General features: G+C 71.5%; 17 protein-coding genes. 11 read left to right on the forward strand and 6 right to left on the reverse strand.

Annotated features, from left to right (window positions below; genetic code table 11):
- Positions 1-151: 151 nt before the first annotated feature.
- The 8 genes from AC4IJH_RS02580 (at position 152) to AC4IJH_RS02615 (ending at position 6699) form a co-directional block, all read left to right on the forward strand.
- Positions 152-1324 (forward strand): L,D-transpeptidase, encoded by a 1173-nt coding sequence (locus AC4IJH_RS02580; RefSeq protein WP_490849875.1) that lies wholly within the window; start codon positions 152-154, stop codon positions 1322-1324.
- A gap of 57 nt (positions 1325-1381) precedes the next feature.
- Entirely contained in the window at positions 1382-2149 is a 768-nt protein-coding gene (locus tag AC4IJH_RS02585; RefSeq protein ID WP_490849802.1) for an enoyl-CoA hydratase/isomerase family protein, read from the forward strand.
- Positions 2150-2424: 275 nt separating this feature from the next.
- Entirely contained in the window at positions 2425-2955 is a 531-nt protein-coding gene (locus tag AC4IJH_RS02590) for an ATP-binding protein (RefSeq protein ID WP_490849803.1), read from the forward strand.
- A 527-nt stretch (positions 2956-3482) separates the two neighbouring features.
- On the forward strand, positions 3483-3947 hold the full coding sequence (locus AC4IJH_RS02595) for a hypothetical protein (protein WP_490849804.1): 465 nt from the start codon (positions 3483-3485) through the stop codon (positions 3945-3947).
- Between the two features lie 235 nt (positions 3948-4182).
- Positions 4183-4956, forward strand: coding sequence for a DsbA family protein (locus tag AC4IJH_RS02600; RefSeq protein ID WP_490849805.1), 774 nt, complete (start codon positions 4183-4185; stop codon positions 4954-4956).
- On the forward strand, positions 4953-5783 hold the full coding sequence (locus tag AC4IJH_RS02605) for a cytochrome c biogenesis CcdA family protein (protein WP_490849806.1): 831 nt from the start codon (positions 4953-4955) through the stop codon (positions 5781-5783). Before AC4IJH_RS02600 ends, AC4IJH_RS02605 begins: the two co-directional genes overlap by 4 nt.
- A 103-nt stretch (positions 5784-5886) precedes the next feature.
- On the forward strand, positions 5887-6051 hold the full coding sequence (locus tag AC4IJH_RS02610; RefSeq protein ID WP_490849807.1) for a DUF5993 family protein: 165 nt from the start codon (positions 5887-5889) through the stop codon (positions 6049-6051).
- A gap of 9 nt (positions 6052-6060) precedes the next feature.
- Complete coding sequence (locus AC4IJH_RS02615; RefSeq protein WP_490849808.1) at positions 6061-6699, forward strand: disulfide bond formation protein B; 639 nt, start codon at positions 6061-6063, stop codon at positions 6697-6699.
- Between the two features lie 124 nt (positions 6700-6823).
- Here the strand turns inward: AC4IJH_RS02615 and AC4IJH_RS02620 are convergent, their stop codons facing one another.
- Positions 6824-8149, reverse strand: coding sequence for a deoxyguanosinetriphosphate triphosphohydrolase family protein (locus AC4IJH_RS02620; protein WP_490849809.1), 1326 nt, complete (start codon positions 8147-8149; stop codon positions 6824-6826).
- A gap of 9 nt (positions 8150-8158) precedes the next feature.
- The gene (locus AC4IJH_RS02625; RefSeq protein WP_490849810.1) at positions 8159-8479 is read right to left on the reverse strand and encodes a hypothetical protein; all 321 of its coding nucleotides are present in this window, start codon (positions 8477-8479) and stop codon (positions 8159-8161) included.
- 158 nt (positions 8480-8637) lie between these two features.
- On the opposite strand from AC4IJH_RS02625, the gene kilB reads away from it, so the two are divergent.
- Positions 8638-9108, forward strand: coding sequence for a plasmid transfer protein KilB (gene kilB / locus AC4IJH_RS02630; RefSeq protein ID WP_490849811.1), 471 nt, complete (start codon positions 8638-8640; stop codon positions 9106-9108).
- 10 nt (positions 9109-9118) lie between these two features.
- Here kilB and nadE read toward each other — a convergent pair whose 3' ends face one another.
- Positions 9119-9949 (reverse strand): NAD(+) synthase, encoded by an 831-nt coding sequence (gene nadE / locus AC4IJH_RS02635; protein WP_490849812.1) that lies wholly within the window; start codon positions 9947-9949, stop codon positions 9119-9121.
- A 79-nt stretch (positions 9950-10028) separates the two neighbouring features.
- Positions 10029-10586, reverse strand: a complete 558-nt coding sequence (locus tag AC4IJH_RS02640; protein ID WP_490849813.1) for a GH25 family lysozyme — start codon at positions 10584-10586, stop codon at positions 10029-10031.
- Between the two features lie 259 nt (positions 10587-10845).
- On the opposite strand from AC4IJH_RS02640, the gene AC4IJH_RS02645 reads away from it, so the two are divergent.
- Together AC4IJH_RS02645 and AC4IJH_RS02650 are read left to right on the forward strand one after the other, a co-directional pair.
- Entirely contained in the window at positions 10846-11547 is a 702-nt protein-coding gene (locus AC4IJH_RS02645; RefSeq protein WP_490849814.1) for a phosphatase PAP2 family protein, read from the forward strand.
- A gap of 150 nt (positions 11548-11697) precedes the next feature.
- Positions 11698-11949 (forward strand): hypothetical protein, encoded by a 252-nt coding sequence (locus AC4IJH_RS02650; RefSeq protein WP_490849815.1) that lies wholly within the window; start codon positions 11698-11700, stop codon positions 11947-11949.
- 19 nt (positions 11950-11968) lie between these two features.
- Here AC4IJH_RS02650 and AC4IJH_RS02655 read toward each other — a convergent pair whose 3' ends face one another.
- Together AC4IJH_RS02655 and AC4IJH_RS02660 are read right to left on the reverse strand one after the other, a co-directional pair.
- Positions 11969-13354 (reverse strand): L-serine ammonia-lyase, encoded by a 1386-nt coding sequence (locus tag AC4IJH_RS02655; protein ID WP_490849816.1) that lies wholly within the window; start codon positions 13352-13354, stop codon positions 11969-11971.
- Between the two features lie 105 nt (positions 13355-13459).
- Positions 13460-15139 (reverse strand): APC family permease, encoded by a 1680-nt coding sequence (locus AC4IJH_RS02660; protein WP_490849817.1) that lies wholly within the window; start codon positions 15137-15139, stop codon positions 13460-13462.
- Positions 15140-15165: the final 26 nt, after the last annotated feature.

Consider the following 15165-nt stretch of genomic DNA (forward strand, 5'->3'; position numbering starts at 1 on the left):
GCGCGGGAGTCGGTCCCCGCGCGCGGGAGCGGGGTGTGCGGGCCGCGCGAGGGGAACGACAGGGGAAGGGGGCTGGATCTTGAACGTCGCGAACGTACAGTCCAGGAAGCCGGGTCGGGGGCCCCGCAGGCGGGCGGGGGCGGGCCGTGGCCTGCTCGCGCTGCTGCTGGGCGGGACACTGCTGGCGGTGTCCGCCTGCGGGGGCGGCGACGACGACAAGGCGGGCGCAGGGGAGGCGGGCGGCGACAAGGCCGCCTCGCAGGCGGCGCTGACGATAGCGCCCAAGGACGGCGCCGACTCCGTCGCCACCAGCGGCGCCCTGAAGGTGACCGTGGCCAAGGGCAAGCTGAAGTCCGTCACCGTCAAGGACCCCAAGGGCAACACGGTCGACGGGAAGATATCCGCCTCGGGCGCCGCCTGGGAGCCCAGCGGCCACCTCGGCGCCTCCACCAAGTACACCGTCGACGCCGTGGCGCAGGACAGCGAGGGCCGCGAGTCCGCCGAGCACGCCACCTTCACCACGCTCGTGCCCAAGAACACCTTCATCGGCCAGTACACCCCGGAGAACGGCCAGAAGGTCGGCGTCGGGATGCCGGTCTCCATCCGCTTCACCCGTGGCATCACCGACCCCGCGGCCGTGGAGCGGGCCATCGAGGTCAAGGCCGAACCGTCGGTCCCCGTAGCGGGCCACTGGTTCGGCAACGACCGCCTCGACTTCCGCCCCGAGAAGTACTGGGCGCCCGGCACCAAGGTCACTCTCAAGCTCAACCTCGACGGGGTCCAGGGCAGGCCGGGTGTCTACGGCACCCAGACCAAGGAGGTCTCCTTCACCGTCGGCCGCAGCCAGGTCAGCACGGTCGATGCCAAGACCAAGGAGATGACCGTGGTCCGCGACGGCAAGCGGATCAAGACGATTCCCGTCACCGCGGGCGGGCCGGGCACCGAGACGTACAACGGCCAGATGGTGATCAGCGAGAAGCACCTGGTCACGCGCATGAACGGGGAGACCGTCGGCTTCGGCGGGGAGTACGACATCAAGGACGTGCCGCACGCCATGCGGCTGAGCACCTCGGGCACCTTCATCCACGGCAACTACTGGTCGGGCAAGGCCACCTTCGGCTCGCGCAACGCCAGCCACGGCTGTGTCGGCCTGTTCGACCAGCGCGGCGGCGGGGACGACTCCACCCCGGCCGCGTGGTTCTTCCGCAACTCCCAGATAGGCGATGTGGTGATCGTCAAGAACTCGCACGACGAGACGATCACGGCGGACAACGGGCTCAACGTCTGGAACATGTCCTGGAAGCAGTGGACGGCGGGCCGGTAGCCGGCGAAAGCGGCGGCCCCGGCGCCCGTGCGCCGGACAGGCTCTAACCTTCCCTCCATGACTGTGACTCTTGAGGTCGCCGAGGGTGTCGGCACCATCCGCCTGGACCGCCCGCCGATGAACGCCCTGGACAGCGCCACCCAGGACCGGCTGGGCGAGCTGGCCGCGCAGGTCACCGCGCGCGAGGACGTGCGCGCCGTGGTGGTCTGGGGCGGCGAGAAGGTGTTCGCGGCGGGCGCGGACATCAAGGAGATGCAGGCCATGGACCACGCGGCGATGGTCGCGCGGTCCAAGGCGCTGCAGGACGCCTTCACGGCCGTGGCCCGTATCCCCAAGCCCGTCGTCGCCGCCGTCACGGGCTACGCCCTGGGCGGCGGCTGCGAGTTGGCGCTGTGCGCCGACTTCAGGATCGCCGCCGACAACGCCAGACTCGGCCAGCCGGAGATCCTGCTCGGCCTGATCCCGGGGGCCGGCGGCACCCAGCGCCTGGCCCGGCTGGTGGGCCCCTCCAAGGCCAAGGACCTCATCTTCACCGGCCGCCAGGTCAAGGCCGAAGAGGCGCTCGCCATCGGCCTGGTGGACCGCGTGGTGCCGGCCGCCGAGGTCTACGAGCAGGCGCACGCCTGGGCCGCGCGCCTGGCGGCGGGACCGGCCATCGCGCTGCGCGCCGCCAAGGAAGCCGTCGATTCGGGCCTGGAGACCGGTATCGACAACGGCCTGACCATCGAACGCACATGGTTCGCGGGCCTGTTCGCGACCGAGGACCGGGAGCGGGGTATGCGCTCCTTCGTCGAGGACGGTCCGGGCAAGGCCAAGTTCCGCTGATGCGGGCGTTGTTGACGATGCGGCTGATGTTTGGCCGGTTGTCGATGCCACGTGCGGGGTAATTAAGGGAAACTCAATTATGCCGTGTCCAGGGCGGGTTGAGGACGCCCTGTGATCACTCGGGTGCGAGAAGTCAGCGCAGGTCAGATGGGGTGCGTCGCGGGTAACGCTGCCGTTGGCATATGACGCGGAGGGGGGTCGGAACGATGGATTCCGGGCAGCGGATTCCGCCCGTTCCACCCCCGTACCGCCCGGGAAACGGCCATGATGGGGGCATGGCGGGCCTCGAAGGTATGGAGCAGCCGCGACCGCGGGGCGGCACGGCCGCAGCGCGCTGGGGACTCCAGGGTGCGGACAGGGACAGCGTGCCGGTCCCGCAGGGCGGCCGCGGGACCAAACCGCTCGACCTCATCGGCGACCCCACCCTGGACGAGGTGTGTCTGCCCTCGCGCCCCGAATCGGCCGGCATGGCCCGCCGCCTGACCCAGTCCGTGCTGCACAGACAGTGGACGATCTCGCCCCAGCTCACCGAGCACGCCGTGCTGCTGGTCTCGGAGCTCGTCGGCAACGCCGTACGCCACACCGGCGCCCGCACCTTCGGCCTGCGGATGCTGCGCCGCCGCGGCTGGATCCGCATCGAGGTGCGCGACCCCTCCCGCGGCCTGCCCTGCCTGATGCCGGTCCATGAGATGGACACCAGCGGCCGGGGCCTGTTCCTGGTCGACAAGCTCTCCGACCGTTGGGGCGTGGACCTGCTGCCGCGCGGCAAGACCACCTGGTTCGAGGCACGGGTCACCGACCGCTGAGGCGCGTCCAGGGCGTACGGAGCAGCGCGCAGGCCTGCTGCCGCGCCGCGCGGCGGCACAGTGGGGCGGGACCGAGCGGGCGGGTCTGGTACGAATCGGGCCGTACTGGTCCGGATGGCGCACCCCGCACATGAGACTGGGGCCCTCCCGCGGATCGGCGGGTGAAGGCCCCAGTGTCGGTCACCGCCGGACGAAAGGGGTGTGTCCGCAATGACTGGTACGACCTGGCCCGGGTCAATGGGGGTCGTTGCCCTCGACTATGACAGGCCGGGTCCGACCTTGCCAAAGGTGCAATTACGGACGATTTCTGCCATCCCCTGATCTATTGGTGGGAGATCAAAGGTGAGCTATGCCACCGGCCTTGCAAATGCCGGTTAGGTAATCGATTCCCGCGATGGTTATGCGGGCGATGGTCGATGGGTAGTGGTTGACCGAAGCGACCACCGCGCAGCGCGCGGCGGTCCGTAAGATGGGACGCTCACCGCCGCCCCGAATCAGTGCCGCTCCGAAACAGTGAGGAGGAGACGATGCCCCGAGCGCGCCGCCGGCACGCCGGCGTCCTGCTGCTCCTGCTCGCGGTCCTCTTCGCGCCCCTGCTGTGCAAGATGGGCGCCGACCCGGGCCGTACGGCCGTGGCGCGGACCGGGATCTTCGCTCAGGCGGAAGCGGAGGCGGCACTCCAGGCCCGGCAGGCCCCCGAGGCGCAGCCGGCCTCGCGCGCACCGTCGGCACCGCAGGCGCACACGGCCCCCGCCGCCCAGTCGGCGGCCCCCGTCGCCTACGCGCCGAAGAAGTGCTCCTCGCAGCCCGCCCCGAACGAGGGCGAGTCCGTCCCGGTCCCCGGCTCCCACCGCGGCGAGCCGCAGGGCTCCGCCACCACCGGCGTCGCCGTCGGCCCCGGCGCCCCGACGGGCCTGGCACTGGCCCGTCCGCCCACCGGCACCGGTTCCGCCGCCGACCACATCGCACTCCTGCCCGTACTGCGGATATAGAGCCCGGCCCGCGCGCCGCCGCCGAGTGCTGCCCCGACACGCCCCCACAGGCGCGTGTTTTGGGCCCCGACGCACCGCCCGCCGCGCGCCCGCGCACCGGCCCCGCGCTGCCCCGCCGCGCACTGTGGCCGTGCGCCGCCCGCACCGTCCCCGCCGCCGCGCCCGGCGCGCGCCCGGGACGTGACGGGCCCGCCATCCGCCGCCCGCAGCCCCCGTACGTCTGGAGTACCCCCGTATGTCCACATCCGCCTCGCCCACCCGCCGTCTCGCCGCCATCGGCGCTGTCCTCGCGCTGGTCGTCGCGCTCGTCGCCATCGGCATCGCGGTCGGCAAGGCCGTCGAGAGCAAGGACGGCGAGAAGGGCGCGTCCCCCGAGGCCGCCGCCTCCGTCACGCCCAAGGACACCGACGACCGCCAGAAGGCCTACGACCAGTACGCCAAGCTCACCGCGCGCCGCACCGAGGGCGACCCGCTCGCGCTCGGCAAGAAGGACGCCCCGGTCGTCCTGGTCGAGTACGCCGACTACCAGTGCTCCTTCTGCGGCCGCTTCACCCGCGAGACCCAGCCCGCGCTGGTGAAGAAGTTCGTCGACAACGGCACCCTGCGCATCGAGTTCCGCAACTTCCCCGTCTTCGGCGCCGACTCCGAGCGCGCCGCCCGCGCCTCGTGGGCCGCCGGCCGCCAGGGCAAGTTCTGGCAGATCCACGACGAGCTGTACGCCAAGACCCACAAGGGCAGCGCGCTGGCCGAGGACAAGCTCGTCGGCATGGCCCGCGCGGCAGGCGTGCAGGACCTGGAGAAGTTCAAGGCCGACCTCAACGGCCCCGACGCCGCGGCCGCCCTGAAGAAGGACCAGGAGCAGGGCTACCAGCTCGGCGTCCAGTCCACCCCGTCCTTCCTGATCAACGGCCGCCCCATCGCGGGCGCCCAGCCCACCGAGACCTTCGAGCAGGTCGTCGAGGAAGCCGCCGAGCAGGCCGAGAAGGCCGGTAAGGGCGCCGCGAAGTGACGGACATCGGCTACCTCGCCGCCTTCCTCGGCGGCGCCCTCGCCCTGCTCAGCCCGTGCAGCGCGCTGCTGCTCCCGGCCTTCTTCGCCTACTCCCTGTCCACCCGCGGCCGGCTGCTGGCCCGTACCGGAGTGTTCTACCTGGGCCTGGCCACCACGCTCGTCCCGCTCGGCGCGGCCAGCACCGCCGCCAGCCGGATCTTCAACGGCCACCGCGACCTGCTGATCACCATCGGCGGCTCGGTGGTCATCGTGCTGGGCCTCGCCCAGATCCTGGGGCTGGGCTTCGCCTCCAAGCGGGCCCAGGCCGCGGCCGCCCGCATCACCCCGCGCTCGGCCGTCTCCACCTTCCTGCTCGGCTGTGTCTACGGGCTGGCCGGCTTCTGCGCCGGACCCATCCTCGGCGCGGTGCTGACCGTCACCGCGATGAGCGGCTCACCGGTGTACGGCGCCTCGATGCTGGCCGTGTACGCGCTGGGCATGGCGCTCCCGCTGTTCGTACTGGCGCTGCTGTGGGACCGCTTCAAGCTGGGCAGCCGGGGCTGGCTGCGCGGCCGCGAGTTCAGCCTGGGCAAGCTCAGGCTGCACACCACCTCGGTGGTCTCCGGGCTCTTCTTCATCGCCATCGGGGTGCTCTTCCTGCTGTTCAACGGCACCAGCGCGCTGCCGGGCATCCTGGACGCGGACACCGAGGTCTCCCTGGAGGAGTGGGCCACCGGCATCGGCAACGCCGTACCCGACTTCGTCCTGATCGCGGTGGCCGCGCTGATCGTCGCGGCGGTGCTGGGCCGGATCGCGCTGCGCCCGGAGAAGAAGCGCCAGGACTGAGCGGGCGGCACCGGCCGGTCCCGGTGCGGCCATCCGAAGCACGGGCGGACCGACATCCCGCGGCCTTCGCGGGATGTCGCCGCCCGGCGGCTACCTTCCGGCCATGGACACGATCATCTTCTCCGGGCTGTTCGTCACCTTGCTGGTGATCGTCGGGCAGAAGCGCAGGGCCGTGGTGCACGGCGCGTGGTGGGCCGCGCTCATCGCCACGATCCTGCTGCTGGCGCACCACATCACCAGCAGCCTCTCCCTCGGCCTGACCTACTGAGGCGGGGGCATGAACGCACAGGTCATCGCCGACCGGGAGACCGCGCTGCCGGGGTTCTTGGCCCGTGGGCAGTACTGGTTCGCCTGCCTCTTCGTCATCGGCTGGACCGGCATCGTCTGCGGCGGGCTCTTCTTCCAGTTCGTGCTGTGGGAGTACCCCTGCCCGCTGTGCATCGTCCAGCGGATGTTCATGATGCTGGCCTTCCTCGGCCCGCTGCACATCATCCGCAAGGGCCTGGACGGCGCCGTACTGCGCCGCGACTACATGATGGGCTGGGGCCTGGCCCTCATCGGCTGCATCGCCGGGTCCTTCGCCTCCTGGCGGCAGACGATGCTGCACATCCTGCCCGGCGACGAGGGCTACGGCAGTGTGGTCCTGGGACTGCACCTGTACGTGTGGGCGTGGATCCTCTTCCAGGCCTCCGTGGTCGCCGTCGGCATCGTGCTGGCCTTCGCCCACTCCACCGCCGCGCGCCGCATCCCCACCACCACCGCCTACCGCGCCGTGGGCCGCTTCGCGATCGGCTTCGCCGCCGTCGTCATCGCGGTGAACATCGTCGCGGTGTTCCTGGAGCAGGGCTTCCACTGGTTCCTGCCGGACGACCCCACCCGCTACGAGTTCTTCTACGACGTCGGCATCCTGGACTGATGCTGCTACGGCGCCGGCATCGCGGGCCGCACCGGGCCGGGCACCGGCTCTCCGGCGCCGGTCACAGCCAGACGTTCGCCGGTCACAGCCAGGCGTTCGCCGGTCACAGCCGGACGTTCGCCGGTCACAGCCAGACGTTGTCGTTGACCGAGCCGAGGCCGGTGCCCGAGAGCTTGCGGTGCAGGGCCAGGGCCTGGTCCTCGGTGAGCGAGGCGACATGGTCGGCGGCGGCCCGCAGCCGGTCGCCGTGCAGCTGGAGCTCCTCGGCCCGGTCGGCCGGCAGCAGCTCGGGGGCGTCGTGGCTCCAGCGCAGCAGCTCGCTGACGATGCGCCGCTTGCCGTGCTGCTGGGTGGCCAGCGCGGGCCGGTCGATGACGTAGCACCACACCAGTTCCTTGAGCAGATCGCAGGCCGCCCGGAGCTCGGCGGGGACGCGAAGCCGGGCGCCGTAGCGGATCGCGTCCTTGCCGCCCACCTCCAGCTCGACGCCCCGGATGAAGTACGCGATCAGGTCGGCGGTGCGGCGGTTGACCGCGACCGCGTCCTCGTGGCTGCCGTTGTACGGGGCGGGCACCGCCAGCCGCTTGCCGATGTCGGCCATCAGCCCCAGCGCCTGCGCACGGTCGAACTCCCCGCCCCCACGCAGCCGTTTGGCCTGCACGAAGTCCAGGAACCGCGCCGTCTCGCGCTCGGTCTCGGCGCCGCCCGTGCCGTCCACGGGGAACAGCGCGGCCAGCGGGATCAGGCCCGTGCGGTAGAAGTCCTCCACGTCGTGGCAGGCGTAGGTGACGTCGTCGGCCCAGTCCATGATCTGCTCCTCGACCGGGACCGCGGTGTCCTCGCGGCCCGCGCGTATCCAGGAGAAGGCCGCGCGGTCGGCGACGTACACGCCCCACTTCACATGGCGCGCGGGGTCCTGGTCGACGGGGGCCCGCTCCCAGGGGTACTTCGTCGAGGCGTCCAGGCAGGCCCGGGTCAGGTGCAGCCCGCGGTGGCCGGGGTACTTGTGGGCGGCCAGGAAGGTGAGCACCCGCAGGGTCTGGGCGTTGCCCTCGAAGCTGTCCAGCACCCCGTCGGCGAAGTGGAGCTCGTCCATCGTCGCGCGCAGCGCCAGCTCACCGGCGTGCCCGAAAGGCGGGTGGCCGATGTCGTGCGCCATGCAGGCCGCCTCCACCAGCGCCGGGCTGGGGCCGCCGTACCTGCGCTCCAGCCGCTCGGCCATCCGCCGCCCGAGCTGGGCGACCTTCATGGAGTGCGTCAGGCGGGTGTGGTACGCGCCCAGCTCGGCGCTGGCCACGACCTGGCTCTTGCCCGCCAGCGCCCGCCACTGCGTGGAGTACAGGATCCGGTCCACGTCGTGCTCGAAGGCCGAGCGCTGCCCGTCGTCGAGCACCCTCCGGCGCAGGGAGTGCTGTTCGAGGTCCTCGTCGCCGTACATCGCAGGTCGCATGCGCGGATGCTACGCGCTCCTGCGCCGGCGCTGGTGCGGATGGGCGTCCGCCCGCCGCCGGCGGTCGTTGCACAGCAGGCACTTGCCGTAGCTCGGCGGGAGCGGGTCCTCCGGGTCGCCGTAGAGCGGGTCGACCGCCCCGTGCGGATGCACGGCGCAGCCGGTCGGGCCGGTCTCGGCGCCCAGCGAACTGGCGGCGCTCAGCGCCCGCCGCAGCACATCGACGAGCTGGTCGGCGTCCCTGCGGGTGGGCGAGGCCTGGAGGGACGAGGCGATATCGGACGCGGTGGTCAGCGCGGTCTGGAGTTCGCGCAGCTCTGCGTAACTCATACCTCGGAGCGTAGGCGCCCCCACTGACAATTGATCTTCCGATCGCACTGTGCGGCTCTCCATGAGGCCATGCATGCCCGCCCTGAGCCACGATTTAGCCCCCTGCCGGTGACCGGCCCCTTGCGGGAGCATGACATGTTCGTGATCACATAGGCGCCATGGAAGGTGCCGTCGCGGCCATTGTGGCCGTCCTGGGAACGCTCGCCGGAGCGTATGTGAACCACTTCTCGCAGCAGCGCAGGGGGGAGCGGCAGGAACAGTTCGCCCGGCAGGAGTGGCTGCGTCAGCAGCGGCTGACCGTCTACAGCTCGTTCGTCGGCACGGTGCTCAGCTTCCGCTCGGCCCAGGCCGGCCGCTGCCGGCTGCGGCTGGCCGGCGGCGACGCGGCGGAGCAGCAGAAGCTGCGCGAGGAGTCCTACCGGCTGCGGGCCGCGACCTGGGACACCCTCTACCAGGCCAAGATGCTCGCCATGGACCACGAGCTGACCGAGCTGGCCGACGCCGCCGTGGAGCTGGTCAAGACGCTGCACGACGCCCAGGACATGGAGGTGCTCACGGTGCAGCACCGGGCGGCCCGCGAGGCCGTCGAGCGGTTCATCACCGCCGCCGGCCTCCAGGTCCGCCCCTGACAGGGACCGCTCAGGGAGCGATGGGCAGCTGCCGCTTGTGCTCGGTGAGGCGGTAGCGGCGCACGATGGCGGCGAAGGCGGCCTCGTCGACAGGCTTGCCCTCCAGGAAGTCGTCGATGTCGTCGTAGGTCACACCCAGCGCGTCCTCGTCGGGCTTGCCCGGGTCCAGGGTCTCCAGGTCGGCGGTGGGGGTCTTCCACACCAGCGAGGCGGGGGCGCCCAGCGCGTCGGAGACGGCCCGTACGCGCCGCTTGGTCAGGCCGGTGAGCGGTACGACATCGGCCGCGCCGTCACCGAACTTGGTGAAGAAGCCGGAGACCGCCTCGGCGGCGTGGTCGGTGCCCACCACCAGGCCGTCGTGCGCCCCGGCGACCGCGTACTGGGCGATCATGCGCTGCCGGGCCTTGATGTTGCCCTGCACGAAGTCCTGGTGGTGCGCGTCGCGGAAGGTGACGCCGCCGGCCACCGCCGCCTGAAGGGCCGCGTCGCTGGCCGGCTTCACGTCCACGGTGAGCACCTGGTCGGCGCGGATGAAGTCCAGCGCCAGCTGGGCGTCCTTCTCGTCGGCCTGGACGCCGTAGGGCAGCCGCATCGCGTAGAAGGTCGCCTCGTACCCGGTGGCGCGGGCCCGCTCGACCGCGAGCTGGCACAGCCGGCCCGCGGTCGTGGAGTCCACGCCGCCGCTGATGCCCAGCACCAGGGACCGCAGCCCCGTCGAGGTGAGCCGGTCGGCGAGGAAGGCCACCCGGCGCTCGATCTCCCGCTCGGCGTCGAAGGACGCGCTCACCTGGAGATCCCGGGCGATCTCCTGCTGCAGGGCCATGGACGCCGGGTCGGTCACGGCTGCTCCTCACTCTCGGATCAGTGGTGGTGCGCTGGGCACCCGGAGCCCTTTGGCAGGCTCGTCGCACGAGGGAACTCTATTCCGGGTCCGCCCACTGCTTCATCGCGGCCCTGCTCTCGAAGTCCGCGACGTTCCTGTCCAGCGGCCGGTCGGTGTACTGGTGGAAGCGCCACTTCGCCTTGATGCGCGGCTTGCCCTGCGCCACGTAGTCGGCGATCCACAGGCCGTCGGCGGCGTAGGAGGTGGTGTCGTGGTTGAGCCAGAAGTCGCGGTTGCAGTACAGGATCACGCGGTGCCGGGTCGGGCGCAGCCGCTTGACCTCCCGCAGGAACTGGTCCTTCTGCGCGTTGCTCGCGTACGTCCCCTCGCCGGTGCGCTCCCAGTCGGCGGCCAGGATGTCGCCCTCCACCGAGTCGCACTGCTCCACGAAGTACCGGGCCTGGGCGGCGATGTTGCCGGGCCACAGGAAGTGGTAGAAGCCGACCGCGCAGCCCGCCTGCCGGGCCTGGGCCGCCTGGGCCTTCTGGCGCGGGTTGATGTACGAGCGGCCCTCGGTGGCCTTGATGATCACAAAGTCCAGCCCCTTCGTGGAGTACGAGGGGTTGTGCGAGCTGACGTCGACACCGTGCAGCATGAGCGTCCTCCTGCCGACCGAACGAGCAGTCCATCGAAATTCAACATGTGCATGACGGGGTGCGCCAGGCGTCGCGCGCGAAGTTCCGCAGGGCGACGGCCGGTTGAGGGAGCCGGTGCGGGCAGTGGGTCGAAATGGGGCTGTGGGGGCATGAGTGCTTCGTGCCCGACATGGAACGCTCCTACCGTTTCGTCCGTCTACTGTTCCGTAGACCCCGCCGCTCCGGCGCCGCACCGGCCCTCGCCGAGGAGTACGCCCAGTGACCACCCGCGGTCCGCTCTCCCGACCCGCCGCCCCGGTGCCCGCCGCGGCCGCCGTGTGCGCGCTGCTGCTCGCCGCCCTCGCCACGGTCCTGGCCCTGCGCGACGGGGCGCCGCTGCCCGTGGAGCGCGCGCTGCACGACTGGGCGGTGGCCCGCCGCGGCGAGCCGCTGCTCTCCCTGGCCCGCGCCGTCTCCGCGACCGGCACCGGCGCCTTCCCGTACGCCATGGCCGTGCTCGCCGGGCTGATCGCGGGGCGGGACGCGCGCGGCCGGCTGCGCGCCGCGGTGTGCGCCCTGGCCGTCCTGGGGCTCGGACAGGCCGTCCGCTACGGGCTCATGGCGCTGATCGCCCGCCCCCGCCCGCCGGTCGTGGACTGGGCCGGACACCCCACCGGCTACTCCTTTCCCTCGGGCCACAGCACCACGGCGGTCCTGGCGGCCGGAATCCTGGCCTGGGCCGTGCTGCGGCGCGCCCGCCCCGGCACGTCCCGCCTGTGGTGCGCGGTGCTGGCCGCCTGGGCCCTGGCGGTCGGGCTGACCCGCGTCTACCTGGGGGTGCACTGGCCCGGCGACGTCCTGGCCGGCTGGCTGCTGGCCGCCGTCTGGCTGGCCCTGGCCCTGCCGGTGGCCTCCGGCCTCCTGGACCGCGGCGGCACGGGGAGCCGGAACGTACGAGCGACCGATGAATTTTCGTCATGAACGCTTCAGGGCTCCACCAGGTGTTCCCCAAGCGCGCATGAAGCGGCCGGCCACCGAGCAACACCCCCTGTGCCGGTGGCGCGCCGCACAGGCCACCGGCACAGACGCCCGAAGGCCACCGAGGCCAGGGCCGTTCACCAGGGGGCAGACATGGACAGCTCGCAGATCCGCTGTGCCGCGGCGCCGGCCCAGGACCCCACGCCGTGCGAGGGGCCGCCGGACGCCGTGACCGTCATCGACCGCCAGGGAAGGGAGACCGCGGGCTGTGTGCACCACTGCGCCCGCCTGCTGCCGGGCCTGGAAGGCGCCAGGCTGCATCCCTTCGCCCCGGCGGGACAGGCCCTGGAGGTCTACTCCAGGGCCCGTGAACTGCCGCCCTTCGCCTGGGAGACGGGCCGCTGACCCGCCTCCCCGAGGCGGGTCAGCACTCGATGATGTTGACCGCCAGGCCGCCGCGGGCCGTCTCCTTGTACTTCACGCTCATGTCGGCGCCGGTCTCCTTCATGGTCTTGATGACCTTGTCGAGGGAGACCTTGTGGGAGCCGTCGCCGCGCAGCGCCATGCGCGCGGCGGTGACGGCCTTGACCGCCGCCATGCCGTTGCGCTCGATGCACGGGATCTGCACCAGACCGCCCACCGGGTCGCAGGTCAGGCCGAGGTTGTGCTCCATGCCGATCTCGGCGGCGTTCTCGACCTGCTCCGGGGAGCCGCCCATGACCTCGGCGAGCGCGCCCGCCGCCATGGAGCAGGCGGAGCCGACCTCGCCCTGGCAGCCGACCTCGGCGCCGGAGATGGAGGCGTTCTCCTTGAAGAGCATGCCGATCGCGCCGGCCGCGAGCAGGAAGCGGACCACGCCCTCCTCGTCCGCGCCGGGCACGAAGTTGATGTAGTAGTGCAGGACGGCGGGGATGATGCCGGCCGCGCCGTTCGTCGGGGCGGTGACGACCCGGCCGCCGGCCGCGTTCTCCTCGTTCACGGCCATCGCGTAGAGGGTGATCCACTCCATGGCCAGAGCGGCCGGGTCACCCTCGGTGCGCAGCTTGCGGGCGGTCTTCGCCGCGCGCCGCTGGACGCGCAGGCCGCCCGGCAGGATGCCCTCGCGGGACATGCCGCGGGTGACGCACGCCTGCATGACCCGCCAGATCTCCAGTAGACCCTCGTGGATCTCCTCTTCCGTCCGCCAGGCCTTCTCGTTCTCCAGCATCAGCGCGGAGATGGAAAGGCCCGTCTCCTCGGTCAGCCGCAGCAGTTCGTCGCCGGTGCGGAAGGGGTACTTCAGGACCGTGTCGTCCGGCACGATCGGGTTCTCGCCGGCCACCGCGTCCTCGTCGACCACGAAGCCGCCGCCGACCGAGTAGTAGGTCTTCTCCAGCAGCGGGGCGCCGCTCGCGTCGTAGGCGAACAGCGTCATGCCGTTGGCGTGGTACGGCAGGGCGCGGCGCCGGTGCAGGATCAGCTCGGTCGACTCGTCGAAGTCGATCTCGTGGTCGGTGCCTATCTCGGCGCCCAGCAGCCGCAGCCGCTTGGTGGTGCGGATGCGCTCCACCTCGTCGTCCGCGCTCTCCACGTCGACCGAACGCGGGGAGTGGCCCTCCAGGCCCAGCAGGACGGCCTTGGGGGTGCCGTGGCCGTGGCCGGTGGCGCCGAGCGAGCCGAACAGCTCGGCGCGTACCGAGGCCGTCTGCGCGAGGAGACCGTCCTTCTTGAGCCGGCCCACGAACATACGGGCGGCGCGCATCGGGCCGACCGTGTGGGAGCTGGAGGGGCCGATGCCGATGGAGAAGAGGTCGAAGACGGAGATGGCCACGGTGGCTGACTCCCTTGTCTGCTCGTGGTGGACGGTGGAGCAATGGGGCGGACGGTACGTAATCGGCGCCGACTGTCGAGCCTAACCCGGACGGCGGTCAGGCTTTCAGACGGATGCCATCGGACGACCGTCTTCCGGGGTAACGACCGGGGTGGCCGGTTCCTTACCGGCCGCCCCGTCACCGGAGGCGGGTGTGTCAAGTACGGGGTCGGGGCCCGGCAGGCCCGCGCGGTGGGCCTGGATGCCGGCGCGTACGGCCCAGAAGTAGAAGCCCAGGGCCGAGACGGCCACCAAGGTGATGTCCAGGCCGCCCGGGATCACGCCGCGGCCGCCGAAGTCGGAGCTGCCCAGCGCCGAGAGCAGCGAGATCCACAGCAGGAAGCCGACCATCCACCAGGCGGGCGCGAACTGCCGCACAAGGTTGCGCTCGCCCTTGCGGCGCAGCACGACCGCGGCGATCGGCACGGCGACCAGGGTGAGCAGCGTCACCTTGCCGGTCTCGGGCCACTTGGTCCAGTACAGGGCACAGGCCGCGAAGGCGAAGGTCAGCGGGCACAGCACGGTGGCGAAGGGCAGCTTGAAGGGGCGCGGCAGCTCCGGCTTGGTGACGCGGAAGACGCCGACCGCGATCGGGCCGATGAGGTACGAGACGACCATGGCGGCGGAGACCACGCCGGCCAGCGCCTCCCAGCTGTGGCCGATGGTGACCAGCAGCAGGACGGAGAAGCCGAGGTTGAGCCACATCGCGGGGCGGGCGGTGCCGTACTTGGGGTGGACCGAGGCGATCTTCTTGGGGAAGAAGCCGGTCTGGGCGAGGTTCTGGGCCATGTACGAGGCGGAGGCGACGTTGCCGATGTTGGCGCCGGAGGGGGAGATGAAGGCGCCGAACTGGAGCAGGGTGACCACCCAGTGCAGCATCAGGAGCTTGGCGAGGTCGGCGAAGGGTGAGGCGAAGTTGATGCCGTGCCAGCCGCCGGCCTCGGCGAGCTTCTCCGGCGGTACGGCGCCCAGGAAGGCGACCTGGAGGGCGAGGTAGATCACCAGGCCCAGGGAGAGCGCGCCGACCAGGGCCAGCGGGATGGCCCGGCCCGGGTTCTTGGCGGCGCCGCCGAGGTTGACCACGGCCTGGAAGCCGTTGAAGGCGAAGACGACGCCGGAGGTGGTCACCGCGGTGAGCACCGCGGACCAGCCGTTGGGGGCGAAGCCGCCGTGGTCGGTGAAGTTGCCGGTGTGGAAGCCGGAGGCGATCAGCGCGATCACGGCGAGCACCGGGATGGCGAACTTCACGACGGTGAGGATGTTGTTGGCGCGGGCCAGGACGGCCACCGACCAGTAGCAGGCCAGCCACAGCGCCACCGTCAGGAACAGCGCCATCGCCATGCCGCTGGTGGTCAGGCTGCCGTCCTCGACCAGGCCCTTGGCCCAGCCGAAGTTCCAGGAGGACATGTACTGCGTACCGGCGATGGACTCGATGGGGATGAGCGCGGCGATCGCGATCCACACGGCCCAGCCGGTGATGAAGCCGAGCACCGGGCCGTGCGAGATGGCGCCGAAGCGGGCCATGGAGCCGGGCAGCGGGTAGGCGGCGCCCACCTCGGCGTAGGACATGGCGATCATGCCGATGAACACGGCTCCGATGACCCACGCCAGCAGGGCTGCCGGGCCCGCGACCTGGGCGGCCTGGCCGGCGCCGAAGAGCCAGCCGGAGCCGAATATCGAGCCGAGCCCGATCATGATCAAGGCGAAGAGGCTGAGCCCCTTCTTGTTGCCCGCGCTCATGTCCATGACGTGCTGTCCATCCTGCTGTCGTT

Source organism: Streptomyces sp. UF-297 (assembly GCF_058245575.1).